This is a genomic window from Klebsiella sp. w6 (assembly GCF_033100215.1).
GTDB classification, from domain to species: domain Bacteria; phylum Pseudomonadota; class Gammaproteobacteria; order Enterobacterales; family Enterobacteriaceae; genus Klebsiella; species Klebsiella variicola.
Genome location: NZ_CP136907.1, coordinates 1,374,287 through 1,396,966, shown reverse-complemented (window position 1 = coordinate 1,396,966; position 22,680 = coordinate 1,374,287). Strand labels below are relative to the sequence as shown.

Annotated in this window: 19 protein-coding genes and 2 pseudogenes; 12 read left to right on the top strand and 9 right to left on the bottom strand. The window is 55.5% G+C overall.

The genetic code is table 11. From position 1 onward, the window contains the following. Window positions 1-2 precede the first annotated feature (2 nt). Together tssC and tssB are read right to left on the bottom strand one after the other, a co-directional pair. Window positions 3-1,547, bottom strand: coding sequence for a type VI secretion system contractile sheath large subunit (tssC, locus tag R0140_RS06865; RefSeq protein ID WP_032755082.1), 1,545 nt, complete (start codon window positions 1,545-1,547; stop codon window positions 3-5). A gap of 42 nt (window positions 1,548-1,589) precedes the next feature. Continuing rightward, complete coding sequence (tssB, locus tag R0140_RS06860) at window positions 1,590-2,081, bottom strand: type VI secretion system contractile sheath small subunit (RefSeq protein ID WP_032755085.1); 492 nt, start codon at window positions 2,079-2,081, stop codon at window positions 1,590-1,592. 550 nt (window positions 2,082-2,631) lie between these two features. On the opposite strand from tssB, the gene R0140_RS06855 reads away from it, so the two are divergent. Both R0140_RS06855 and R0140_RS06850 read left to right on the top strand, forming a co-directional pair. Further along, the gene (locus tag R0140_RS06855) at window positions 2,632-3,114 is read left to right on the top strand and encodes a WbuC family cupin fold metalloprotein (protein WP_008803899.1); all 483 of its coding nucleotides are present in this window, start codon (window positions 2,632-2,634) and stop codon (window positions 3,112-3,114) included. 375 nt (window positions 3,115-3,489) lie between these two features. Continuing rightward, window positions 3,490-4,350 carry a hypothetical protein gene (locus R0140_RS06850; RefSeq protein ID WP_012967487.1) on the top strand — a complete coding sequence of 287 codons (861 nt, stop codon included), beginning with the start codon at window positions 3,490-3,492 and terminating at the stop codon, window positions 4,348-4,350. On the opposite strand, the gene cynR is transcribed toward R0140_RS06850, so the two are convergent. Then, window positions 4,347-5,288 carry a transcriptional regulator CynR gene (gene cynR / locus R0140_RS06845; protein WP_039102406.1) on the bottom strand — a complete coding sequence of 314 codons (942 nt, stop codon included), beginning with the start codon at window positions 5,286-5,288 and terminating at the stop codon, window positions 4,347-4,349. The genes R0140_RS06850 and cynR overlap by 4 nt on opposite strands. 132 nt (window positions 5,289-5,420) lie before the next feature. On the opposite strand from cynR, the gene R0140_RS06840 reads away from it, so the two are divergent. The 3 genes from R0140_RS06840 (at window position 5,421) to ypdK (ending at window position 7,482) form a co-directional block, all read left to right on the top strand. Further along, window positions 5,421-5,879 carry a nucleoside deaminase gene (locus R0140_RS06840; RefSeq protein WP_032740207.1) on the top strand — a complete coding sequence of 153 codons (459 nt, stop codon included), beginning with the start codon at window positions 5,421-5,423 and terminating at the stop codon, window positions 5,877-5,879. Next, window positions 5,876-7,072, top strand: coding sequence for a cyanate transporter (locus tag R0140_RS06835; RefSeq protein ID WP_016161608.1), 1,197 nt, complete (start codon window positions 5,876-5,878; stop codon window positions 7,070-7,072). Before R0140_RS06840 ends, R0140_RS06835 begins: the two co-directional genes overlap by 4 nt. 338 nt (window positions 7,073-7,410) lie before the next feature. Beyond that, complete coding sequence (gene ypdK, locus R0140_RS06830) at window positions 7,411-7,482, top strand: membrane protein YpdK (RefSeq protein ID WP_099119320.1); 72 nt, start codon at window positions 7,411-7,413, stop codon at window positions 7,480-7,482. A 70-nt stretch (window positions 7,483-7,552) separates the two neighbouring features. Here the strand turns inward: ypdK and alaC are convergent, their stop codons facing one another. After that, on the bottom strand, window positions 7,553-8,767 hold the full coding sequence (alaC, locus tag R0140_RS06825; protein ID WP_008803894.1) for an alanine transaminase: 1,215 nt from the start codon (window positions 8,765-8,767) through the stop codon (window positions 7,553-7,555). 88 nt (window positions 8,768-8,855) lie between these two features. Between alaC and R0140_RS06820 the strand changes: the two are divergent. After that, window positions 8,856-9,029, top strand: a pseudogene (locus R0140_RS06820) (phytanoyl-CoA dioxygenase); the annotation flags it as partial. A gap of 14 nt (window positions 9,030-9,043) precedes the next feature. Here R0140_RS06820 and R0140_RS06815 read toward each other — a convergent pair. Next, a pseudogene (locus tag R0140_RS06815) lies at window positions 9,044-9,151 on the bottom strand (hypothetical protein); the annotation flags it as partial. Here R0140_RS06815 and R0140_RS06810 point away from each other — a divergent pair. Both R0140_RS06810 and R0140_RS06805 read left to right on the top strand, forming a co-directional pair. Beyond that, complete coding sequence (locus tag R0140_RS06810; protein ID WP_012540955.1) at window positions 9,150-10,847, top strand: sensor histidine kinase; 1,698 nt, start codon at window positions 9,150-9,152, stop codon at window positions 10,845-10,847. The pseudogene R0140_RS06815 and the gene R0140_RS06810 sit on opposite strands and share 2 nt — an antisense overlap. 11 nt (window positions 10,848-10,858) lie before the next feature. Beyond that, window positions 10,859-11,596 (top strand): LytR/AlgR family response regulator transcription factor, encoded by a 738-nt coding sequence (locus tag R0140_RS06805; protein WP_012967486.1) that lies wholly within the window; start codon window positions 10,859-10,861, stop codon window positions 11,594-11,596. Between the two features lie 52 nt (window positions 11,597-11,648). Here the strand turns inward: R0140_RS06805 and glk are convergent, their stop codons facing one another. Further along, window positions 11,649-12,614, bottom strand: a complete 966-nt coding sequence (glk, locus tag R0140_RS06800; protein WP_012540954.1) for a glucokinase — start codon at window positions 12,612-12,614, stop codon at window positions 11,649-11,651. Window positions 12,615-12,877: 263 nt separating this feature from the next. On the opposite strand from glk, the gene R0140_RS06795 reads away from it, so the two are divergent. Continuing rightward, complete coding sequence (locus R0140_RS06795) at window positions 12,878-14,113, top strand: ion channel protein (RefSeq protein WP_012967485.1); 1,236 nt, start codon at window positions 12,878-12,880, stop codon at window positions 14,111-14,113. Here R0140_RS06795 and R0140_RS06790 read toward each other — a convergent pair. Continuing rightward, window positions 14,110-15,771, bottom strand: a complete 1,662-nt coding sequence (locus R0140_RS06790) for an alpha-keto acid decarboxylase family protein (protein WP_023340586.1) — start codon at window positions 15,769-15,771, stop codon at window positions 14,110-14,112. The two genes, R0140_RS06795 and R0140_RS06790, sit on opposite strands and share 4 nt — an antisense overlap. 180 nt (window positions 15,772-15,951) lie before the next feature. Between R0140_RS06790 and mgrA the strand changes: the two genes are divergently transcribed. Both mgrA and R0140_RS06780 read left to right on the top strand, forming a co-directional pair. Continuing rightward, window positions 15,952-16,944, top strand: a complete 993-nt coding sequence (gene mgrA, locus R0140_RS06785) for an L-glyceraldehyde 3-phosphate reductase (RefSeq protein WP_177341814.1) — start codon at window positions 15,952-15,954, stop codon at window positions 16,942-16,944. A gap of 130 nt (window positions 16,945-17,074) precedes the next feature. Next, window positions 17,075-17,428 (top strand): DUF2502 domain-containing protein, encoded by a 354-nt coding sequence (locus R0140_RS06780; RefSeq protein ID WP_008803887.1) that lies wholly within the window; start codon window positions 17,075-17,077, stop codon window positions 17,426-17,428. A gap of 57 nt (window positions 17,429-17,485) precedes the next feature. Here R0140_RS06780 and R0140_RS06775 read toward each other — a convergent pair whose 3' ends face one another. Next, window positions 17,486-18,727 (bottom strand): Nramp family divalent metal transporter, encoded by a 1,242-nt coding sequence (locus R0140_RS06775; protein ID WP_012540951.1) that lies wholly within the window; start codon window positions 18,725-18,727, stop codon window positions 17,486-17,488. A 346-nt stretch (window positions 18,728-19,073) separates the two neighbouring features. On the opposite strand from R0140_RS06775, the gene nupC reads away from it, so the two are divergent. After that, window positions 19,074-20,276: a nucleoside permease NupC gene (nupC, locus tag R0140_RS06770; protein ID WP_012540950.1), complete on the top strand. Its 1,203-nt coding sequence runs from the start codon at window positions 19,074-19,076 to the stop codon at window positions 20,274-20,276. A 48-nt stretch (window positions 20,277-20,324) separates the two neighbouring features. Here the strand turns inward: nupC and R0140_RS06765 are convergent, their stop codons facing one another. Then, window positions 20,325-22,496 (bottom strand): EAL domain-containing protein, encoded by a 2,172-nt coding sequence (locus tag R0140_RS06765; protein WP_032740209.1) that lies wholly within the window; start codon window positions 22,494-22,496, stop codon window positions 20,325-20,327. Window positions 22,497-22,680 lie beyond the last annotated feature (184 nt).

Below are 22,680 nucleotides of genomic sequence, written 5' to 3'. Positions count from 1 at the left end.
CCTTATGCTTTTGCTTTGGGCATCTGAGATACCAGCGACAGATTGACGTCCATCCCCTCGACCTGGAAGTGCGGTACCGCGTACAGCTTCACGCGGAAGAAGCCTGGGTTATCCTCAATATCTTCCACCACCACGCTGGCATCGCGCAGCGGATGGGAGGCCTGCAGCTCGTCGCCAGGGTCGGTCATTTCAGTCACCAGGCTCCGCACCCAGGTGTTCAGCTCCAGTTCCAGCAGCCGTCGGTCCTTGGTGGTGCCGATATTCTCGCGCTGGATCATCTTCAGGTAGTGCGCGATGCGCGACAGCAGGAAGATGTAAGGCAGACGCGCGTTGATGCGGCTGTTGGCGGTGGCGTCGGCGGTATCGTACAGCGCCGGTTTCTGCGCGGAGTTGGCCGAGAAGAAGCAGGCGTAATCGCGATTTTTGTAGTACGACAGCGGGATAAAGCCCAGGCTGGCGAACTCAAACTCCCGCGTTTCCGGGATCATCACCTCGGAAGGGATCTTCACCTGGTTGCCGGTGCCCAGATCGTACAGATGGATGGGCAGATCTTTCACCGCGCCGCCGGCCTGCGGACCGCGGATCTGCACGCACCAGCCGTTATTGACAAAGCTCTTCACCATATTGGAAGCGAAGGAGAACGCCGCGCTGGTCCACAGATACTTTTCGTGGTCCGGACCTTTCACCTGCTCGACATAGTTGAAGCTGCGCACCGGCACGGTGTCCGGACCGTACGGCAGACGACCCAGCACGCGCGGCATCACCAGACCGATGTAGCGGGCATCGTCGGTTTCACGAAACGCCTTCCAGCGAATATATTCCGCGCGATCGAAGTAGTTGCCGATATCCTTAATAGCAGCCACCTCTTCCATGGTCTCTTTGAGAAAGAAGGCCGGGCCGACGGCGCCGATAAACGGCATATGGGCGGCCGCAGAGACGCGGGAGATATTGCGCAGCAGCGCCACATCCTGCGGGCTGGCGTCGAACTCATAGGCCGAGATCACCGAGCCGATCGGCTCGCCGCCGGGAGTGTCATACTCCGCGGTATAGGTGTGCCAGTAGAGTCCGCTCTGGATAAGCTCCGGCGCGTCCTCAAAGTCCTGGCGCAGATCGTCTTTGGCGACGTCAAGGATCTCCGTCTTGACGTTCTGCCGATAGTCGGTGTTGTCCACCAGCTGTTTGAGGCCGCGCCACAGGGATTCGACCTGCTGAAACTCCTGATGGTGCATCACCGCGTCCAGCTGACGGCTTATCTGGAAATCCAGTTCGGCGATATGGTGGTCAATCAGCGTTTTGTCGAGCTTTTCCACCCGCTGACCGGACTGACGGATGCGCTCCATAAACACCTGCATCGCCGCGGTGAGACGTTCCGCCGCTGACGCCTCGGAGAGCGCGGCATCGTCCAGAAAGTCGTTGATATCCCCGAGGCAAGACGCCGGGGCGAGATTAATTTTTTCAAACAGCGAGGCGTAAACGCCCTCGCCCGCCCTATTTTCCTGCAACGTGGTTTGCCCCTGAACAGGGGCGTTTTCTGTGGTAACAGACATTAGCATTTTCCCGGTTAATCCATTAACAGACTTGCCCCGCCATTATTTCGGGGCAAGCGCACTCATTTCGTCGCGTAATTCCTGGGACTGCGCCGGATCTTTCAGGATTGCCTCAAGCTCTTTTCTGAAAGTGGCGTTATCAAGCAGATTGGATTTGAGATCGCGTAATAAATTACGCATCGCCAGCATGGCGCGGAGTTGCGGAATTTGCCGGGCAACCTGCTCCGGTTCAAAATCTTTGATGTCGGTAAAACGCAGTCTGACGTTCTCCTCTTCACCATTGCCGGCCAGCGTATTTGGCACCGAGAGGTTAACTTCCGGGCTAAATTCCGAAAGTACGCTGTTAAAGTTATTTTTATTGACGTTTATTTTTTCTCTTTCCGATAAAGGCCGGTTTTCCTTACCATGACTAAAATCGCCAATGGTAAGCAGCTTCAGCGGCAGTTCGACCTTCTTCTGCGCGCCGCCGGTATGAAGAGATAATTTGAGATTAATGCGCGCCCTGGGGATTTCATTCTGGAACGTATCAGCCACGTTTGTCTTTTCCTTAGTTAATTATCATACGCATTTTCGCCTTATACTTAATTAGGGGCAATGATAAAACAACGCTGAACAAAACAGCAAGCCACCAGCTATTAGTAAAACTACAATACAAATACAGCAACAATTCATATCAATAATGAATGATAATTACATCAATCATTAAAGATAAAAATCGCATAACATTAAAAAATCCCACACCATAAAACTATCATTTAATGATTTAATTAATCAGCACAAATTTGCTTTAAATCAAGATTGATATATTAAGAGCGTCAATATTAATAAATTTATTGATATTGCGGCATGAAGAATTATAACAAAAGATGTATTGACGCATTTACACTAATACTCAGCAAAAAAATGACTTACTTTCACATTTCTACAGCTACCTTCATGATGTAACGGTGTGACGGTATCATCTGTTACCGATGATGTAGACACATGTCTCACAATTCCGCGTACAATGCCCCTTGGCTTAAACAGTCACAAGCCACTACCCCAGTGCAACCTTCTCTGGACGATACAGGAGCCAGGCGTTGATATGAAACAGATCACCCTCAGCGATATGCAGCAGCAGAGCGAAGCGGCAGCCAGTGCCCCGCGCTTGCGTGCCCATCGCAATTTTCATCCCGAACTAAGCGACCCGGTACAGCGCCTCGCCATTGCGATGGAACCCGGCACCTATATCCGTCCGCACCGGCACAGACATACCTTCGAACTTTTGCTGCCCCTGAAAGGCCGCTTTGTGGTACTGAATTTTGATGACAATGGCGTAGTCACCCGCCGGGTGGTGCTGGGTGAAACCTGCACGGCGCTGGAAATGGAAGCCGGTACCTGGCATACGGTGCTCTCGCTCGACCCGGGCGGGATGGTTTTTGAAGTTAAGCAAGGTGCTTATCAGCCGCTTGCCGAAGTTGACACCATGGCCTGGGCGCCTGCCGAAGGCCAACCGGGCACCGCAGAGATGATGGCATGGTATGCCATCGCGCAGCCGGGTGACCGTTTTCTGTCGACGCCACAATAACAACAGCTACACCAAACAGACGCGACTGGCGTCTGTTTGCCCCCCTGCCGACCACGAAGGTCGCCAATTGACTGTCCCTTTCTTCGTACTCCGCTCGTGCTCGCCTTCAACATTCCTGCAAAAAGATTCCTGCCAGAAAGAAATGCTTATATTGAGCAAACTATTTTTCTCTACGAATAAGAGATGATAAGATAACGGGATAAAGTAAATACGCGGCAGCAAAACAATAAAAACAGCCAACTTATCGACATATTATTCTCAATGTGAATGGGTTTTGTTAATCAGGTAAAGGAAGTCAGCGGGAAGAATAAATCCTTGTCATCGATGCTTTTTGCTCACCATGGCGATTTATTTTTTCATCGACGTACAATTCTTATGAATATTACAGAACGGAATATCTGGAAGCTAAATAATTTACCGCCAATGGAGTATTGCTCTCTGGCGCGGGCGCAAAAATTATTAAACTGCGAACTTGAAGACATTCTTCACTGGCATGATATTGGTGCGATCAATCTCTGTCTGAAGCTTAATCCGACGCGGGGAACATTAAAAATAGCCGTCCTTTCTCATCAGGAAAAAGACGTGACCACCGCGCTTAATCCGCTTGCCTCTGCCGAGGAAGTGGAGACTTTCTGGTCACCCCACTCCCATATCCGCAGCATTCTGCGGCTTGATGGCGATATTCCGATTGTGGAAACATTACGCGGAAATACGGTGACGCAGTTTAACGTAAAAGTGTCCGCATCCGGACTCTGGCACCCACACAGTCGGAATTTAATGGCGCTACTGGAGGCGCCTGATGATATTCTTTACGAAAACAGACTCAGCATGATGCTGCCCGACAAACCGTTTGTCTATTGTCATTTCATTCCGGATGAAGACGAATACTCTGCTATATCATTGAACCGCATCTATATCACCAGCCAGGCCATTGAGAAAATATACGCTCACAGTATTAGCGCCCGGCCTATGGACGTGACAAAAAATTCGCTGCTGGAACAAACCAGTTACATCCATCAGGAATTAACCGTCCTGCCGCAAAATGAGGTATTGCTGGAATTTATCCATTACCTTATTCAGTCCCATACCGTATTTAATGAGAAATTACAGAATATGGCCGAGCCAGACAAGACTCAGCTCTTTCATCACGTACTGGAAAGGCTCAAAGAAGAGGGCATGCTCCGGGAGAATACCCTGCCCGATGAGGCCGATATCCTCAGCGAAGCCGATCGTTAGTCCAGGCTCGTCGGCAAGTGACGCAGGTCCTCATACAGGGCCTGGCCGTTTTCCTGCTCAAGCGTTACCGCGATCTCCCGCGCCAGCGCAATGAATTCGCGCGCCGCAGCGCTCTGCCATGCGCCCTGGCGCTGCAGCAAACAGGCCGTGCGCTGCAGCAGCGCGGGCTTAAGCTCAATGGCCACGAGGTCATCATACTGTCCGGCGATCGCCGCTGGCAGCAGCGTCGCAAGCGGCGTGCCGCGAATAACCGTTAGTACGGCGCCGATGGAGTTGGCCTCCATCCGCACGTCAGGTTCAAGCCGATGGCGGCGACAATAGCGGTCGATCTGCTCCCGGGTGGCAAACTCGCTGCTCAGCAGGATCAGGGGCTGCGCGTCGAGAGCCTGTAGCTGCAGGTGGCTCTCATGAGCCAGCGGATGCGCGCGGCTCACCACCAGCGCGAGGGTTTCCGTCAGCAGCGGCTGAACCACAATATCCCGCGAGAGGCTCTCGTCAAAAGCAATTCCCACATCCAGTTCATCCTCCAGAAGCATCGTTTCCATCCGCTCCTGGTTCATCTCCTGGATAAGCAATTTCACTCCGGGGTAGCGTCGATAGTACGCCTCCACCAGCGGCCCCAGCATGTAAGTGGTAAAGGTCGGCGTCATGGCGATGCGGAGTTTACCACGCTGCAGATCTTCTGCGTCGTGCAGGGCGCGCCGCCCCTCCTCAAGATCGCGTAACACGCGGCGGGCATACTCCAGCCAGATCTCTCCGGCATCGGTCAGGCGGGTATAACGACCAGAGCGGTCAAAGAGCTGAACCTCCAGCATCGCTTCCAGCTGGCGGATCTGCTGTGACAGCGCAGGCTGGGAGACATGGAGCGCCGCGGCGGCGCGGGTAAATCCACGATGTTCTGCCACGGCGATAAAGTAGGAAAGATGGCGCAGGAGCATCCGCTTACCTATAAGCAATTCAAATAGGGTTCATCATAAATAAGTCTTTTAACTTATGAAACAAGATACGTACTCTCTACCTACCATCCTCTGCGTTTTTCACCATCAACATCATCTTATGCAGGAGTGACTATGTCCGCTGACGATCGCTATCTCCAGCGCGCATTAGCGCTGGCAAAACAAAATATTGCTGACGGTGGCCGCCCCTTCGGCGCCGTTCTGGTGCGGCATGATGAGATTGTCGCCGAAGCCGTCAATACCTTTCATCTGAACGGTGACCCAACGGCGCATGCCGAACTGAATGCCGTTCGCGATCTTGCCGCCAGACTGGGAAGCGCGGTGCTGCGCGAATGCGTTATCTATGCCAGCGGGCAACCTTGTCCTATGTGCCTGAGCGCACTCTATTTAACCGGCGTGCGGGAAGTATTTTTCGCCAACAGTAATCAGGATGGCGAACCCTTTCAGCTCTCAACCACCGCGATTTATCAGCAGCTGCAGCAGCCGCTGTCCCGGCAGACGCTGCCAATCCACCACTGCCCGCAGCCGGAGGGGCCGGCACTTTATCAGCGCTGGGCGGAACAGCAACCATGACGCCCATGCTGCGACAGAATCTGACGCTGTGTGTCCTGGTACTCATTGGGATAAACATGCGTCCGCTGCTCACCTCGATAGGTCCCTTGCTGCCGGATATCCGCGCCGCCAGCGGGATGAGCTATACCCTGGTCGCGCTCCTCACCGCCCTGCCGGTCATCGCGATGGGCGTGCTGGCGCTGGCCGGCGGCTGGGTCGATCGCACTGTTGGTCAAAACCGCAGCATTGCGCTGAGCCTGCTGATTATCGCGGCGGGTGCCCTGCTGCGGGAAAGCGCCCCACATAGCGGTTTGCTGCTCAGCAGCGCCCTTGCGGGGGGAATTGGCATCGGCATTATCCAGGCCGCCATCCCGGCGGTGATAAAGCGTCTGTTCGCCCGGCGTACGCCGCTGGTGATGGGACTATGGTCGGCGGCGCTGATGGGCGGCGGCGGGTTAGGCGCTGCGTTCACGCCATGGCTGGCGTCACGCAGTACGGTCTGGCACCAGGCGCTGGCCTGGTGGGCGCTCCCTGCCCTGCTGGCCCTGCTCGGCTGGCTGGCAATTTGCCGGCAATTGCCTCGCGCACCGCATCAGACCAGCGCTTCCCCCCGGGTCGCGATTATTGGCCAGCGCCGCGCCTGGACGCTGGGACTCTATTTCGGACTGATCAATGCCGGTTACGCCAGTCTGATCGCCTGGCTGCCGCCCTACTATATCCAGCTTGGCGATAGCGCCCAGTACAGCGGCTCGCTGCTGGCGCTGCTGACCGTTGGGCAAACCGCGGGGGCGCTACTGCTCCCGGCGCTGGCTCGTCAGGATGATCGACGCCAGCTTCTGCTGTTCGCTCTGGCGCTACAGCTCATTGGCTTCTGCGGCTTCATCTGGCTGCCGCAGCACGTCCCAGCGCTGTGGGCCATCGCCTGTGGAGTGGGTCTGGGTGGCGCCTTTCCCCTGTGCCTGGTGCTGGCGCTGGATCACGCTGGACAACCGGCGGTAGCCGGCCGGCTGGTGGCGTTTATGCAGGGTATCGGATTTATCATCGCAGGCCTCTCCCCCTGGCTTTCCGGCCTGTTGCGTAGCCTGAGCGGGAACTACACGCTTGACTGGTCCTGGCATGCGCTCTGCGTCCTGCTACTCATGGCGCTCACACTGCGCTTTATCCCGGCTCACTACCCGGCCGAGTGGCGGCCGCGCGCCTCTGACCAGCATTAAATCGGCGGCGGCGCGTAGCAAAGAAATTGCGCGCGCCCTCGCTGGCCGTCCTCCATTTTGCCCATCGCCAAAATCCGTTTTAACAGCGTCGCTGGCGTGAAATTTATTACCGGGTGAAATTAATGTGTCGCCGAATCACGACACTCCTAAGTAACTAAAAATTAATAAAAAAATGCCCCTTGTTTCCCTCATTTTTTAGGCGTACATTAGCGCCATCTGGAGCACAAAGCGCACAGAATTGCGAGCTGCCGCAACGTGATTTTTCACCTGCGACAGCCCTGGAATAACAGAACAATTAATTCATTTGAACGTCGCACAAGCGCGTGGAGTGATGAATCGTGAAATACTTCTTTATGGGCCTCTCTTTTATGGTCATCGTTTGGGCCGGTACTTTTGCCCTGATGATCTAGACTGCAGCGGTGTCAAAAAAAACGGGAGCCCACTGGCTCCCGTTTTTGTTATGGCGTATTCGCCGAAGCGCTAGCTCGCGGCGGGCAGCAAGCCATCGGCGCGGAACATCGCCTTGATGCCACGGATCGCCTGGCGCGTACGGTCCCGGTTTTCGATCAGCGCGAAGCGGACGTGAGTATCGCCATAGTCGCCAAAGCCTATCCCCGGCGAGACGCAGACCTTCGCTTCATTAAGCAACTTTTTCGCAAACTCCAGCGAGCCCATGGCAGCGTAAGGTTCCGGTATTTTTGCCCAGACGTACATGGACGCTTTCGGACATTCCACCATCCAGCCGGCTTCGTGGAGCCCTTTCACCAGCACATCGCGACGGCGCTTATATTGTTCGGCAATTTCACGCACGCACTGCTGATCGCCCTCAAGGGCAGCGATCGCCGCCACCTGCAGCGGCGTAAACGTGCCATAGTCGTGATAGCTTTTGATGCGAGCGAGGGCATTCACCAGGGTCTTATTGCCGACCATAAAGCCAATGCGCCAGCCGGCCATGTTATAGCTTTTCGACAGGGTAAAGAACTCGACGGCGACATCACGCGCGCCGGGCACCTGCATAATGGAGGGCGCTTTCCAGCCGTCATACACGATATCGGCATAGGCCAGATCGTGGACGACCAGGATGTCATACTGCTTCGCCAGGGCGACGACCTTTTCAAAGAAGTCCAGCTCCACACACTGCGCCGTTGGATTCGAGGGAAAACCAAGGATCATCATCTTCGGCTTCGGGTAACTCTCGCGGATGGCGCGTTCCAGCTCGTTAAAGAAATCCACACCTTCCACCAGCGGCACCGAGCGCACCTGCGCCCCGGCAATCACCGCGCCATAGATATGAATCGGATAGCTGGGGTTTGGCACCAGCACCGTGTCGCCATGATCCAGGGTCGCCAGCATCAGGTGCGCCAGCCCCTCTTTCGAACCAATGGTGACGATCGCTTCCGATTCCGGATCGATGTCAACGTTATAGCGTTCTTCATACCAGCGTGAAATGGCGCGACGCAGGCGCGGGATCCCCCGCGAGGTAGAGTAACCATGGGTATCAGGCCGTTGGGCAACGGTGCAAAGTTTTTCCACGATATGCGGCGGCGTCGCGCCATCGGGATTGCCCATACTGAAATCAATAATATCCTCGCCGCGCCGACGCGCAGCCATTTTCAGTTCAGCAGTAATATTAAAAACGTACGGGGGGAGACGATCGATACGCGTAAAACGGCGTTCAGGACTGGATTCAGCCATAGGTTCCTCTGATTAACGTTAGCGCCCGGACCGTCCGAGCGACGCTGCCGCTGTTGCGGCTCGTTTAGAAAATAACCTGAAAAAAAACATGTTGTCGAGAGGGCCGGTAAAAAATATTCCCTGGCATATAAAACGGGTACCGACGGCGCTAAATACGGCAGTTCATCGCCGGAATATTCCAGAGTTGTATAAGAGTGGTAACACATTGATATCTTTATTAACACAGAATTTTATCGTTAAAAGCCAGGGCTGCCGCTCTCGCGGTGGCCCCCCACCAATCCCCTTTAAAAAGTATGCCTTTTCCTCATTATATTTCTGCGGCTGGTCTTCTGCCGTCAGGTTTTTTATCATGTTCTTTTCTGGCCACTGACGCGGCGCACCCATGCACGAAATTTTTACGATGATGCTGGCGGTCTATGATCGTGCGGCCCTGATGCTTATTTGCCTGTTTTTCCTCATTCGCCTGCGCCTGTTCCGCGAACTGTTGCATAAGTCGGCCCATACGCCGAAAGAGCTGCTGGCCGTGACCGCCATTTTCTCGCTGTTCGCCCTGTTCAGCACCTGGTCCGGCGTCCCGGTGGAAGGCTCGCTGGTAAACGTACGCATTATCGCCGTCATGTCCGGCGGGATCCTGTTTGGTCCGTGGGTAGGGGCAATTGTCGGGGTGATTGCCGGCGTACACCGCTACCTGATTGATATCGATGGCGTCACCGCCGTGCCCTGCTTTATCACCAGCATTGTCGCAGGCCTGCTGTCAGGATTGATTAACCGTAAAGTGGCCCGCGATCAACGGTGGAAAATCGGCATTCTGGCCGGCATGGTGTGTGAGACCCTGACCATGATCCTGGTGGTGGTCTGGGCGCCTTCCCTGAGCCTCGGCCTGGATATCGTCTCTAAAATTGGTATCCCGATGATCCTCGGCAGCGTCTGCATCGGTTTTATCGTGCTGCTGGTACAGAGCGTGGAAGGGGAAAAGGAGGCCAGCGCGGCGCGGCAGGCAAAACTGGCGCTCGATATCGCTAACAAAACCCTGCCGCTGTTTCGTCACGTTAACAGCGATTCTCTGCGCCAGGTATGCGAGATTATCCGCCGCGACATTACCGCTGACGCGGTGGCGATCACTAATACCGAACATGTACTGGCCTACGTGGGCGTGGGGGAGGCCAACTATCAACACCACGACGATGTCATCAGCCCTACCACCCGACAAGCGATTCGTTATGGAAAAATCATTATAAAAAACAATGATGAAGCCCACCGCACGCCGGAGATCCACTCCTTGATGGTGATCCCGCTGTGGGAAAAAGGGGTGGTGACCGGCACGCTAAAAATCTATTACTGCCACGCCCATCGCATCACTTCGACGCTGCAGGAGATGGCGATTGGCCTGTCGCAAATAATCTCCACCCAGCTGGAAGTCTCCCGCGCCGAACAGCTGCGCGAGATGGCCAACAAAGCGGAGCTGCGCGCCCTGCAAAGCAAAATTAACCCGCATTTTTTATTCAATGCCCTGAACGCGATCTCCTCCTCGATTCGCCTTAATCCGGACACCGCGCGCCAGCTCATTTTTAATCTGTCACGCTACCTGCGCTATAACATCGAATTAAAAGACGATGAGCAGATTGATATCAAACGAGAGCTGTATCAGATCAAAGATTATATCGCCATTGAACAGGCGCGATTCGGCGACAAGCTGACGGTCATCTATGATATTGACGACGACGTCAGCTGCGTGATCCCGAGCCTGCTTATCCAGCCGCTGGTGGAGAATGCCATCGTTCATGGTATCCAGCCCTGTAAAGGCAAGGGGGTGGTGACGATCGGCATTAACGAGTGCGGCAATCGGGTTCGCATCAGCGTTCGCGACACTGGCAACGGCATCGATCCCGCCGTGGTCGCTCGCGTGGAAGCCGACGAAATGCCGGGAAATAAAATCGGCCTGCTTAACGTTCATCACCGGGTGAAGCTCCTCTACGGCGAGGGGTTGCATATCCGCACCCTGACGCCAGGAACAGAAATCGCCTTTTATGTCCCCAATCAACACACGCCGCAGGCGCTGACGGAGTCTCTGTTGTCATGAGCGGAGAAAAGATGAAAGTTATTATTGTGGAAGATGAGTTTCTGGCTCAGCAGGAGCTCTCCTGGCTTATCAACACCCACAGCCAGATGGAGATCGTCGGCAGCTTTGACGATGGCCTGGACGTACTGAAGTTTCTCCAGCACAACAAGGTCGATGCCATTTTTCTCGATATCAATATTCCGTCGCTGGACGGGGTTTTGCTGGCGCAAAACATCAGCCAGTTTGCCCATAAGCCTTTTATCGTTTTTATCACCGCGTGGAAAGAGCACGCCGTGGAAGCCTTTGAGCTGGAGGCGTTTGACTACATCCTGAAACCCTACCAGGAGTCACGCATCATCAATATGCTACAAAAGCTAACCGCCGCCTGGCAGCAGCAAAATAACGTCGCTGCGGGAGCGACCAGCGCGGCGCCACGAGAAAACGACACCATCAATCTGATAAAAGATGAACGAATAATCGTCACCAGCATTCATGATATTTATTATGCCGAGGCGCATGAAAAGATGACGTTCGTCTATACCCGCCGGGAGTCATTCGTCATGCCGATGAACATCACCGAATTCTGCAGCAAACTGCCCACCGCACATTTCTTTCGCTGCCACCGCTCGTACTGCGTGAATCTCAGCAAGATCCGCGAAATTGAGCCGTGGTTTAACAATACCTATGTGCTGCGCCTGCGCGACCTTGAATTTCAGGTGCCGGTGAGCCGCAGTAAAGTGAAAGAGTTTCGCCAGCTGATGAATCTGTAGAGGCGGGAAGTCCCGCCATCCGGGCTACGACGGTAGCCCGGGAGGGATGCGCTTATAACACCTGGCCCAGCGTCTGACGCAGATGCGCGCCAGAGCCCAGCAGGCCCGGGTTTTCATGCACGATCAGGTAAACCGGAATATCCTGAACATAAGCTTTGAAACGGCCTTTGTCTTCAAAACCGCCGCGGAAGCCGGAGGCTTTAAAGAACTCCAGGAAGCGCGGCACGATGCCCCCGGCGATATACACGCCGCCAAAGGTCCCGAGAGTCAGCGCCAGGTTTCCGCCGAAGCGGCCCATAATGACGCAGAACAGCGATAGCGCCCGGCGACAGTCGGTACAACTGTCCGCCAGCGCTCGCTCGGTGACCTCGCGTGGCTGCAGGTTTTCCGGCAGGCGGCCATCAGACTTCACAATCGCGCGGTACAAATTGACCAGTCCGGGACCCGAGAGCACGCGTTCTGCGGAAACATGCCCCAGCTCGGCGCGCAGCTCTTCCAGAATAATCCCCTCTTCTTCGCTGTTCGGCGCAAAATCGACATGACCGCCTTCGCCCGGCAGGCTGACCCAGCGCTTGTCAACGTGCACCAGATGCGCCACGCCAAGCCCGGTTCCGGCGCCATAAACGGCGATCGGTTTGCCCGCTACCGGAGCGCTGCCGCCAAACTGAATGAGGTGCTCGGCTTTCAGCATCGGGATGGCCATGGAAACGGCGGTAAAATCGTTAATTATCTCCAGATGGGCAAAGCCAAGGTTGCGCTTCATTTCAGCGATGGAGAAGGCCCAGGTATGGTTGGTCATCGCTACCCAGTCGCCGGTGATCGGGCAGGCAATGGCGATACAGCCTTCGTTGACGGTCACCTGGTGCTCCTCCAGATAGACGCGCACCACCGCCTCCAGACTGGGATAATCGAGCCCGGAATAGGTCTTAGCACGAGAGATCTCTCCGCTCGCCAGATCACATAGCGCCAGGCGGGCGTTGGTCCCCCCGACATCTCCTACTAAAGCAAATTTTGTCATTCCGTTACGGCTCCGCTAAAGTCAAAATAATTCTTTTGGCACACTGTAAATTCATGGCGGCTTAACAACAACGTCCAACGCGCAGACGCCCCTTGTTTAGCGACACAGGTCACATTTAGTTTGTAATCTATGCAAGGTAGTCTGTAAACGACGCCTCGGATATCAGACGCCGCCTTAACTTTATCGTTTCAGCACCATTTGCATCGACGGCCCCTACCGACGAAGGCAAAGTAGTGCTTCAGAACTTTAACAAGGACATTTTCATGCTCCATCCTCGCGCCAGAACAATGCTGATCCTGTCGGTGCCGGCCATCCTGATAGGTATCGCCTGCAGTCTGATCCTGATCGGCGCGATGAAGGTTGCCGCGCTGCTACAGCGCGTGCTGTGGAGCAATCTGCCCACCCAGTTGGGGATCAGCGCTGACAGCCCGCTATGGATTATCGCCATGCTCACGGCGACAGGGATCGCCGTGGGCCTGATAGTCCGCTACAGCCCGGGACACGCCGGGCCGGATCCGGCGACCGAATCGCTCATTGGCGCCCCCATTGCAACCGGCGCGCTGCCCGGACTGCTGGCCGCGCTGATCCTCGGCCTTGCCGGCGGCGTCAGCCTCGGCCCGGAGCATCCGATTATGGTGGTGAATATTGCGCTGGCCGTCGCCGTCGGTTCACGGCTGTTTCCGCGCGTCAGCTCGCTGGACTGGACCATCCTCGCGGCCTCAGGCACTATCGGCGCCCTCTTCGGCACCCCGGTGGCCGCCGCGCTGATTTTTTCGCAAACCCTCAACAGCAGCAACGAGTCGCCGCTGTGGGATCGCCTTTTTGCGCCGCTACTTGCCGCCGCCGCGGGCGCGCTGACGACCGGGCTGTTTTTCCATCCCCATTTCACGCTGCCGATCCCCCATTATGGCCAGATGCACTTCGTCGATATCATCAGCGGCATGATCGTCGCCCTGATTGCTATCGCCGTCGGCATGGTGGCCGTCTGGTGTCTGCCGCGCCTGCACGCCCTGATGCATCGCCTGAGAAATCCCATCCTGACGCTGGGCATCGGTGGGTTGCTGCTGGGGATCCTCGGGACCATTGGCGGACCCTTAACGCTGTTTAAGGGGCTGGATGAGATGCAGCAGCTGGCTTTCAGTCAGACGCTAACCGCCGCGGATTTTCTGCTCATCGCGCTGGTCAAGCTGGCTGCGCTGGTGCTCGCCTCCGCCAGCGGCTTTCGCGGCGGGCGAATTTTCCCGGCGGTCTTCGTTGGGGTGGCGCTGGGGCTGATGCTGCATACCCACGTGGATGCCGTGCCAGCGGCGATCACCGTCTCCTGCGCCATTCTCGGCATGGTGCTGGTCGTCACCCGCGACGGCTGGCTGAGCCTGTTTATGGCCGCCGTAGTGGTCCCGGATACGACGCTGCTGCCGCTGCTGTGCATTGTGATGCTCCCGGCCTGGCTGCTGCTGGCCGGGAGGCCGTTGATGATTGCTAAACGAACTGGCGACTAAACGCGGCTGTTTCGTTCCTCCAGCGCCTGCGTCACCGCACGCAGGAAATCGGGGATATCCATTTTCGGTAGCATCACTTCGACCAGGGTAAGGGTATCGGAGGTGATGCTTTCCGCCATCGCTTCCCGTAGCTCAGCCGTGTGCGTGACCCGCCAGCAGCGAGAAACAACGTCCGGGGCGAAGGCTTCCGGCAGCCGCTGCCAGTCCCACAGGGCGATGTCATTGTAGCGCTGCTCAGGGCCATGAATCGCCCGCTCCACGGTATACCCTTCGTTATTCAGCAACAGAATAAGCGGTTTTTGCTTATCGCGAAGCATAGAGCCCATCTCCTGAATCGTCAGTTGGGCGGCGCCATCGCCGACAATCAGCACCACCCGCCGCTCTTCCGCCGCGGTTTGCGCGCCATAGGCGGCCGGGAGGGTAAAACCAATCGACCCCCACAGCGGCTGAACGATCAGCGATGCCTCAGAGGGAAGCTTAAGCGCCGCGATGCCAAACGCCGCCGTCCCCTGATCGGCGAGGATAATATCGCCGGGGCGCAGCGCATCCTGCACAGTCGACCAGAAATTCTTCTGGGTTAACTCGCCTTCGGCCTCCTCTTCCACTTCCGGCGCCACGACCTGAGGCGCCGCCCACTCCGCCGCCAGCGGGGCGGAAAGCGTCATTAATGCAGCCAGGGCTTGATCCATCGGCACGCCGCTGAACCAGTGGTCGCCCACCCTGACGGCGAAGGGCTGGATCTCAATGGTCTTCTCCCGCGCCAGATGCTGGGTGAATCCCGCGGTGATAGTGTCGGTGAAGCGCGTACCAATGCAGATGATGGTGTCGGCGTTTTCAATCGCCTCCCGGGTCTGCGGGGCGCTGGCGATCCCGCTATAGGTCCCGACAAACCCGCTCAGCTGCTCATCGAACAACCCCTTGCCCATTAGCATGGTGGCATGGGCGATGGGGGTTTTCGCCACCCACTCCCGGAGCGTGTTCTGCAGGCCATAGCGTTGCGCCAGGAAATCCGCCAGCAGAGAAATGCGTCGGCTGCCCCGCAGCAGGCGGCTGGCATGTTCTCGGAACCCGGCGAGCTGGTTTTCATCCGCCGGAGCGGGCTCCACCAGTAAGCGCTGGGCTGGGGCAATCGCTGCCGCTCTGGCGACATCGGCCGGCAGCATCAGATAGCCGGGCCGATGATGCGTCAGCATATCGCGCAGGACACGGTCGATCTCATAGCAGGCGTTGCCGGCGGTCAGCAGCGCCTGGCTGCAGGTGATCTGCTCGCTCATGCGGGCGAAATGGCGAAAATCGCCATCGCCGAGGGTATGGTGCAGCAGTTCGCCACGCTGCTGAGCGCCGGTAGAGGGCGCGCCGACGATATGCAATACCGGAATATGTTCCGCATAGCTACCCGCAATGCCGTTCAGCGCGCTCAGTTCGCCGACGCCGTAGGTGGTCAGCAGCGCACCGGCCCCTTTGATGCGCGCATATCCGTCAGCGGCATAGGCCGCATTCAGCTCGTTGGCGCAGCCAACCCACCCCAGGGCGCTGTGCGCGATGACGCGATCGAGAAACTGTAAGTTGTAATCTCCTGGTACGCCGAACAAGCGGTCAATACCGCAGTCAACGAGGCGATCCAGCAGATAATCCCCAATAGTGTAGGTCGGTTGCATGTCCATTATCCTCATTTTGGTGCAGGTGTAATTTGAGTATTGAATAAGCGATCCGCCTGTCCAGAAGGGGGACGATAAAGCCGGTGTAAAGCAATAGTTACGCCCAAAAAGCAGTGTACTCCATGCAGAACATTGATTAGTGTAAACGTATACACACCCTATTTTATCTGCGGAGGAAGAATGGTTTACCAGGCAAGCACGACGCGATATCAAACGATGGAGTATCGTCGCTGCGGGCGCAGCGGCCTTCAGCTCCCGGCGATTTCTCTCGGCCTGTGGCACAACTTTGGCGACGAAACGCGCGTGGAGATCAGCCGGCAGATGCTCCTGCACGCGTTTGACCTTGGCATAACTCATTTCGACCTCGCCAACAACTATGGGCCGCCGCCGGGTTCAGCAGAGAGCAATTTTGGCCGCATTCTGAAAGAGGCGCTCCAGCCCTATCGCGATGAGTTGATCATCTCCACCAAAGCGGGCTACACCATGTGGGACGGCCCGTACGGCGACTGGGGTTCACGCAAATATCTGGTGGCCAGTCTTAACCAGAGCCTGCAGCGCATGGGGCTGGAGTATGTCGATATTTTTTATCATCACCGCCCGGACCCGCAGACCCCACTGACGGAAACAATGCGTGCGCTCGATCATCTTGTCCGTCAGGGTAAAGCGCTGTACGTCGGGATCTCCAACTATCCGCTGGCCCAGGCGCAGGAGGCGGTGAAGATCCTTAACGACCTCGGTACGCCCTGCGTCATTCACCAGCCCCGCTATTCGATGTTCGAACGCAGTGCGGAAGATGGGCTGCTGGATTTTCTGCAGACGGAAGGGGTGGGAAGTATAGCGTTTTCACCGCTGGCGGGCGGACAGCTTACCGATCGCTATCTGAACGGTATCCCGGCCGACTCTCGCGCCGCCAGCAGCAGTCGTTTTCTGCAGCCGGAGCAACTGACCGCCGCGCGATTAGAAAAAATTCGTCAGCTAAATACGATAGCGGAAGAGCGCGGGCAGAAGCTGTCGCAGATGGCGCTGGCCTGGGTTCTGCGCGAGGAGAAAGTGACCTCCGTGCTGATCGGCGCCAGCAAAACCGCGCAGCTGGATGATACCGTCGGCATGCTGCAGAATCGCCATTTCAGCACCGAAGAGTGCGCGGCCATCGACGCCATCCTTGCGCTGTAAAGCAAATGTTACTTTAGCAAAAAGTGCTCTTTTCTGCGCTTTCGGAGTTCGTCCGATGCGGCGGGTCTTTACCGGCCCGTAATATCAGGTTAACAGGCCGCTTACGGCCCCGATCGTGAAGGAGAAGAGTATGTTCAGGTCACTGATTCTGGCAGCAGTACTGCTGGCCGCAGCGCCACTAGTCGCTAACGCTGGTGAAATCACCCTGCTGCCATCGGTAAAATTACAAATAGGCGATCGTGACAATTACGGTAACTACTGGGACGGTGGCGGCTGGCGCGACCGTGATTACTGGCGTCGTCACTATGAATGGCGTGATAACCGTTGGCATCGACATGACAACGGCTGGCACCGCGGCTGGGACAAGGGTAAAAATAAGGCCTGGGAGCGCGGCTATCGTGCTGGCTGGAGCGACCGCGACGACCACCGCGGCGGCTGGGGACGAGGCCCGGGCGGACGTGGCCATGGCCATGGTCATCACTAACAGACGAAAAGGGGAGCCTATTGGCTCCCCTTTGCTTTAACCAGCGCGGGTCAAGAACTACGCCACGCCGAGCAGCGATCCCACAATTAACCAGCCGTTCAGACTCACCACAATGGCGACAATCACCCAGCCAGTGACTCTCACCCAGCGGGTATTCACCAGGTCGCCCATCAGTTGCGCATTGCTGGTAAATATCAGCAGCGGCACCAGAGCAAGCGCAATACCAAAGCTCAGCAGCACCTGACTCATCACCAGGATACGCGTAGGATCCAGCCCCAGCAGGATCACCACAAACGACGGCAGCATGGTGACCGCCCGGCGAAACCACAGCGGAATATGAAAGCGGATAAACCCCTGCATGACGACCTGCCCTGCCAGGGTACCCACTACCGTCGATGATAAACCTGCAGCGACCAGGCTCAGACCAAAGATGGTCGCCGCCGCGTGGCTCAGCAGTGGCTCCAGCGTTCTGTAAGCCTGATCGAGATCGGCGACGCCGGTATGGCCGTTGAAATGGAATGCCGCCGCGGCGGTCGCCATCATCGCCAGGTTGACAAACCCGGCAATGGTCATGGCGATCGCCACATCCCAGCGGGTCGCGTTATAGCGTTCTTTCCGCGTACCGCCGTGCAGATGCTGGGTAAGCGAGGAATGTAAGTAGATAACGTGCGGCATAATGGTCGCCCCCAGTACCCCGGCGGCTAAGAATACCGCCTCGCCGTTGGGCAGCGTAGGGATCACCAGCCCTTTTGTCAGGGGGGCCAGCGCGGGCTGAGAAAAGATCAACTCCACGACATAGGCCACAGCGACAAACAACAGCAGCCCGCCGATCACCTTCTCCAGCGGCTTTTGCCCGCGCCGCTGCAGCATCAGGATCAGGAAGGTCGCCACCCCGGTCAGCACCGCCCCCTGCAGAAGCGACACGCCCAGTACCAGCTTAAAGCCAATCGCAGCGCCGATAAATTCAGCCAGGTCGGTGGCCATCGCAATGATTTCCGCCTGCACCCAATAGAACCACACCACCGGTCGCGGGTAATGGTCACGGATCTGCTCGGCCAGATTTTTGCCGGTGGCAATGCCCAGTTTGGCAGAGAGCACCTGGATCAGCATCGCCATCAGGTTGGCCCATACCACGACCCACAGCAGCTGATAGCCAAAGCTGGCGCCAGCCTGAATGTTAGTGGCGAAATTACCGGGGTCGATATAGCCAATGGCAGCGACGAAAGCGGGCCCCATGAGGGCGAGCTTCACCTTGCGCGCGGCGCGACTACTGCTATTCTCAACGCGACTGCTAGTCATCTTCTGCCTCTGGAAATATAGCCTTTGCTATGTTTCATGCTATCAAAATGCGAATGATTATCAAGTTCATTTAAAATGGAGATAATGATTGCTGTGATAGGCGGGAACAATAGCTGGCCGGAAATGAAAAACGGGCGTTAGAACACGAGAGCGTGCCCAGCACTAAGAGTAGTACAAGAATGCAACTTTTAAAACCTTTACGTAACATAACAAAAGTGGATGTTTGATCACTATTTTTGCCATTGGTCACAGTTCCTTGCAATAGTGTGCAATTGATCTCGTTTTCTTTAAAGCCGTTGCATAGAATGTGCACGGAAATTTAACCTGCCTCATATTTGGAGCAACTATGGACCGCGTCTTGCATTTTGTCCTCGCGATCGTTGTGGTGGCTATACTGGCCCTGTTGGTCAGTCACGACCGTAAAAAGATCCGTATTCGTTATGTTGTTCAACTGCTTGTCATCGAAGTCCTGCTGGCCTGGTTCTTCCTGAACTCCGATATTGGTCTGGGTTTTGTGAAAGGCTTCTCTGAGATGTTTGAAAAGCTTCTCGGGTTTGCCAACGAAGGGACAAACTTCGTGTTCGGCAGCATGAACGATAAAGGTCTGGCCTTCTTCTTCCTTAAGGTTCTGTGCCCTATCGTCTTCATTTCCGCGTTGATCGGTATTTTGCAGCATATTCGTATCCTGCCGATTGTCATCCGCGCCATCGGTACCGTTCTGTCGAAAATCAACGGCATGGGCAAGCTGGAATCCTTCAACGCCGTGAGCTCGCTGATCCTCGGTCAGTCGGAAAACTTTATCGCCTATAAAGATATTCTCGGCAAAATGTCGCGCAACCGCATGTACACCATGGCGGCGACGGCGATGTCCACCGTGTCGATGTCGATCGTAGGCGCGTACATGACCATGCTGCAGCCGAAGTATGTCGTCGCGGCGCTGGTGCTCAACATGTTCAGCACCTTTATCGTTCTGTCATTGATTAACCCGTACCGCGTGGAAGAGAGCGAAGAAAATCTGCAGATGTCGAATCTGCACGAAGGCCAGAGCTTCTTCGAAATGCTGGGCGAGTACATTCTGGCGGGCTTTAAAGTCGCGATTATCGTGGCGGCGATGCTGATCGGCTTCATCGCACTGATCTCGGCCCTGAACGCCCTGTTCGCCACCGTGACCGGCTGGTTCGGCTACAGCATCTCCTTCCAGGGGATCCTCGGCTATATCTTCTACCCGGTTGCCTGGGTGATGGGTGTGCCGGCAAGCGAAGCGCTGCAGGTGGGCAGTATTATGGCCACCAAGCTGGTCTCCAACGAATTCGTCGCCATGATGGATCTGCAGAAAATCGCCTCGACGCTCTCTCCGCGTGCGGAAGGCATTATCTCTATCTTCCTGGTCTCCTTCGCCAACTTCTCATCTATCGGCATCATCGCCGGGGCGATCAAAGGCTTGAACGAAGAACAGGGTAACGTGGTTTCTCGCTTCGGTCTGAAGCTGGTCTACGGCTCCACGCTGGTTAGCGTGCTGTCCGCCTCGATTGCGGCACTGGTTCTGTAACAGGCGCCTATCATCTGAGCCGGGCAATGCCCGGCTTTTTTTTACCCGTCATTCGCCCAACGGCTGAGGCTTACCGACCAGGTAACCCTGCAGATAATTCACGCCCAGTTCCAGCAGGCGCGCTTTTTGCGATTCGCTTTCGACATATTCCGCCACCACGCTCATCTGTTTCGCCCGCGCCATTTCGACAATCGATTTCACCATAATGGCGTCCAGCGGGTCCGTCAGAATGTCGCGGACGAAGCAGCCATCAATCTTAATGATATCGGCCTGCAAATGCTTCAGTCGTTCATAGTTCGCATACCCGGTGCCAAAGTCATCAATGGCGATAGCGCAGCCAAACGCGCGCAACGCTTCAAGATTTTGCTGGCTGGTGTCGGCATTGGAGAAAGCCTGCTCTTCGGTCACCTCAATGGTGATAAGATCTGGCGAAATGCGATAGCGTTGAAACAGCGCGATAATCTGCGCCGCGCTATCCTTTTGCATCAGGGTTGAAGGCAGCAGGTTGACCGAGAACCGCTGGCCGGGATGCTGATGGAGCGAACTGAACAGGGTCTCAAGCACCAGCATGTCAAAACGCTGGCTGAGGTTAAACTGCACAATCAGCGGGATAAACTGATCCGGCATAATGACGCTATCGCCACAGCGCATGCGCGTGAGGATTTCATGATAGCCCTCCCCCTCCGCATTTTGAATCGGTTGCGCATAGAGCACCAGCGCCCGCTCTTTGAGAACCTGCTTGACGCGCATCAGGAGGCGTACCTGCTCGGTGGTTTGATCCACCACCAGTTCCTGCTCCTCATCCAACGCCAGCACCCGGCGTTCACTGCCCGCCTGTTCGGAAAGCCAGCTGAGCTGGCCCAGCATCTGGTGCAGCGTCTCACCCTGACCGTCATCACGGCTCCATGCCGCGCCAAACTCAAGATCCAGCGGCTGATTATGCCAGCTGAACTTTTTGTGGTTGAGGATGGCGACCATATGGTTTAGCCGCGCCGCAGGGTCCGGCCCGTCAAGCACGAGGATCAATTCGCTGCCGGGAACCTGGAAGACTTTATCCGTTGCCCCCAACAGCGGCTGAAGCGCCCGGATGATTTGCCGTTTACAGTCCACCCCCATCATTAGCCCATAATGTCGGCTAAGAAAATCGAGATTATCGATACGCAAGCTGCAGATAGCCTGCAGAGGACTACTCTGTAAATGGCTCACCAGCGCGCGCAGATTAGGTAAGCCCGTCAGCGGATCCTCTTCCGCCTGGCTACGCCAGCGGCGTTTATTGCGATCGCTACGGGCATAGGTGTCTGCCATATAAAACAAACAGATAGTGAAGGAGATCAGGACCGACAGCACAAAGGATAATGAATACTCGCTTTGGACGCCCTGGAGAAAGTTTTTATTATACACCACCAGCAAAAAGGCTGAGACAGACCATGAAATACGCAGCAGCGCATGACCAATCCGGCTAATCCCGATAAAGTAGACAATAAATATCACCGGAACTAAATAACCGGCAATAAATTCAGACTGATACGGCGCACACAGTACAGTTAATAAAAGCGCCAGCGAGATAAACCAATATAGGGTAAAAGAACGATGTTTGGGTGCCAGCCATGGTAAACATTCCTGACGCCAGAAACGTCGGGCATAGTGCGGACTGATAATCATCCGCATTGGATAATAAAGAAACGTCGTAAAAATTAATGCCGCGCTGATTAAACTTTGGATATCTATTACGGTATAAATCAACGGCATACTACCAAAGTAACTGGTAATAGATAATGGAAACGCAAAATATTGCCCGGCAAGGTACATGGTGATTTTCAACAGCACCGGCGCGAAGAAGCCGCCCCAGAAGATCCGCGCCCCCATATGTTTCGCCGTGGGGCCACACCGCCAGCGCTTGCCCACCATCAGGCGTAAAACAGCGCAGGAGACAAACACAGCAAACAGCTGACAAAAGAGCAGAATAAGCGCCTGTGACAGCGTTAACTCAATGAGAAAGCTATTGGTAATGGCAAACGCGAGAATTAATGGTGCGATCGCATAGCGGCCAAAGATAAAAATAACAGAAAACATTACGCTGATTGGCAGCCAGGCAATATAAATAAGATTGCCATCAATAACCGTTTGCGGTGAAATAAAACGAGCCAGCGGAATAGCGACTAAACTGACGAGAAAGGCCAACAGAGTTTTTTTGATATTAATGTTAATTTTATCAAGCATTATTGTTAATTAAAACTCCGGCAACCTCATTACGTTTAATGGGGGAAATGTTATGTTGCTTATTTAGGGCAGGCAAGGTGAATTATCAGGAAAAAGTCTGAAATTACTTTCGATTTTAATAGCTGGAGATTAACTGACTTAACCAGAAAGTGCTTTACATGAAAACAGCTAAAAACAAAAACCC

Coding starts and splice junctions, on each gene's coding strand:
- tssC (WP_032755082.1), bottom strand. CDS start 1,547: ATGTCTGTTACCACAGAAAACGCCCCTGTTCAGGGGCAAACCACGTTG.
- R0140_RS06855 (WP_008803899.1), top strand. CDS start 2,632: ATGAAACAGATCACCCTCAGCGATATGCAGCAGCAGAGCGAAGCGGCA.
- R0140_RS06850 (WP_012967487.1), top strand. CDS start 3,490: ATGAATATTACAGAACGGAATATCTGGAAGCTAAATAATTTACCGCCA.
- cynR (WP_039102406.1), bottom strand. CDS start 5,288: ATGCTCCTGCGCCATCTTTCCTACTTTATCGCCGTGGCAGAACATCGT.
- R0140_RS06840 (WP_032740207.1), top strand. CDS start 5,421: ATGTCCGCTGACGATCGCTATCTCCAGCGCGCATTAGCGCTGGCAAAA.
- R0140_RS06835 (WP_016161608.1), top strand. CDS start 5,876: ATGACGCCCATGCTGCGACAGAATCTGACGCTGTGTGTCCTGGTACTC.
- alaC (WP_008803894.1), bottom strand. CDS start 8,767: ATGGCTGAATCCAGTCCTGAACGCCGTTTTACGCGTATCGATCGTCTC.
- R0140_RS06810 (WP_012540955.1), top strand. CDS start 9,150: ATGCACGAAATTTTTACGATGATGCTGGCGGTCTATGATCGTGCGGCC.
- R0140_RS06805 (WP_012967486.1), top strand. CDS start 10,859: ATGAAAGTTATTATTGTGGAAGATGAGTTTCTGGCTCAGCAGGAGCTC.
- glk (WP_012540954.1), bottom strand. CDS start 12,614: ATGACAAAATTTGCTTTAGTAGGAGATGTCGGGGGGACCAACGCCCGC.
- R0140_RS06795 (WP_012967485.1), top strand. CDS start 12,878: ATGCTCCATCCTCGCGCCAGAACAATGCTGATCCTGTCGGTGCCGGCC.
- R0140_RS06790 (WP_023340586.1), bottom strand. CDS start 15,771: ATGCAACCGACCTACACTATTGGGGATTATCTGCTGGATCGCCTCGTT.
- mgrA (WP_177341814.1), top strand. CDS start 15,952: ATGGTTTACCAGGCAAGCACGACGCGATATCAAACGATGGAGTATCGT.
- R0140_RS06780 (WP_008803887.1), top strand. CDS start 17,075: ATGTTCAGGTCACTGATTCTGGCAGCAGTACTGCTGGCCGCAGCGCCA.
- R0140_RS06775 (WP_012540951.1), bottom strand. CDS start 18,727: ATGACTAGCAGTCGCGTTGAGAATAGCAGTAGTCGCGCCGCGCGCAAG.
- nupC (WP_012540950.1), top strand. CDS start 19,074: ATGGACCGCGTCTTGCATTTTGTCCTCGCGATCGTTGTGGTGGCTATA.
- R0140_RS06765 (WP_032740209.1), bottom strand. CDS start 22,496: ATGCTTGATAAAATTAACATTAATATCAAAAAAACTCTGTTGGCCTTT.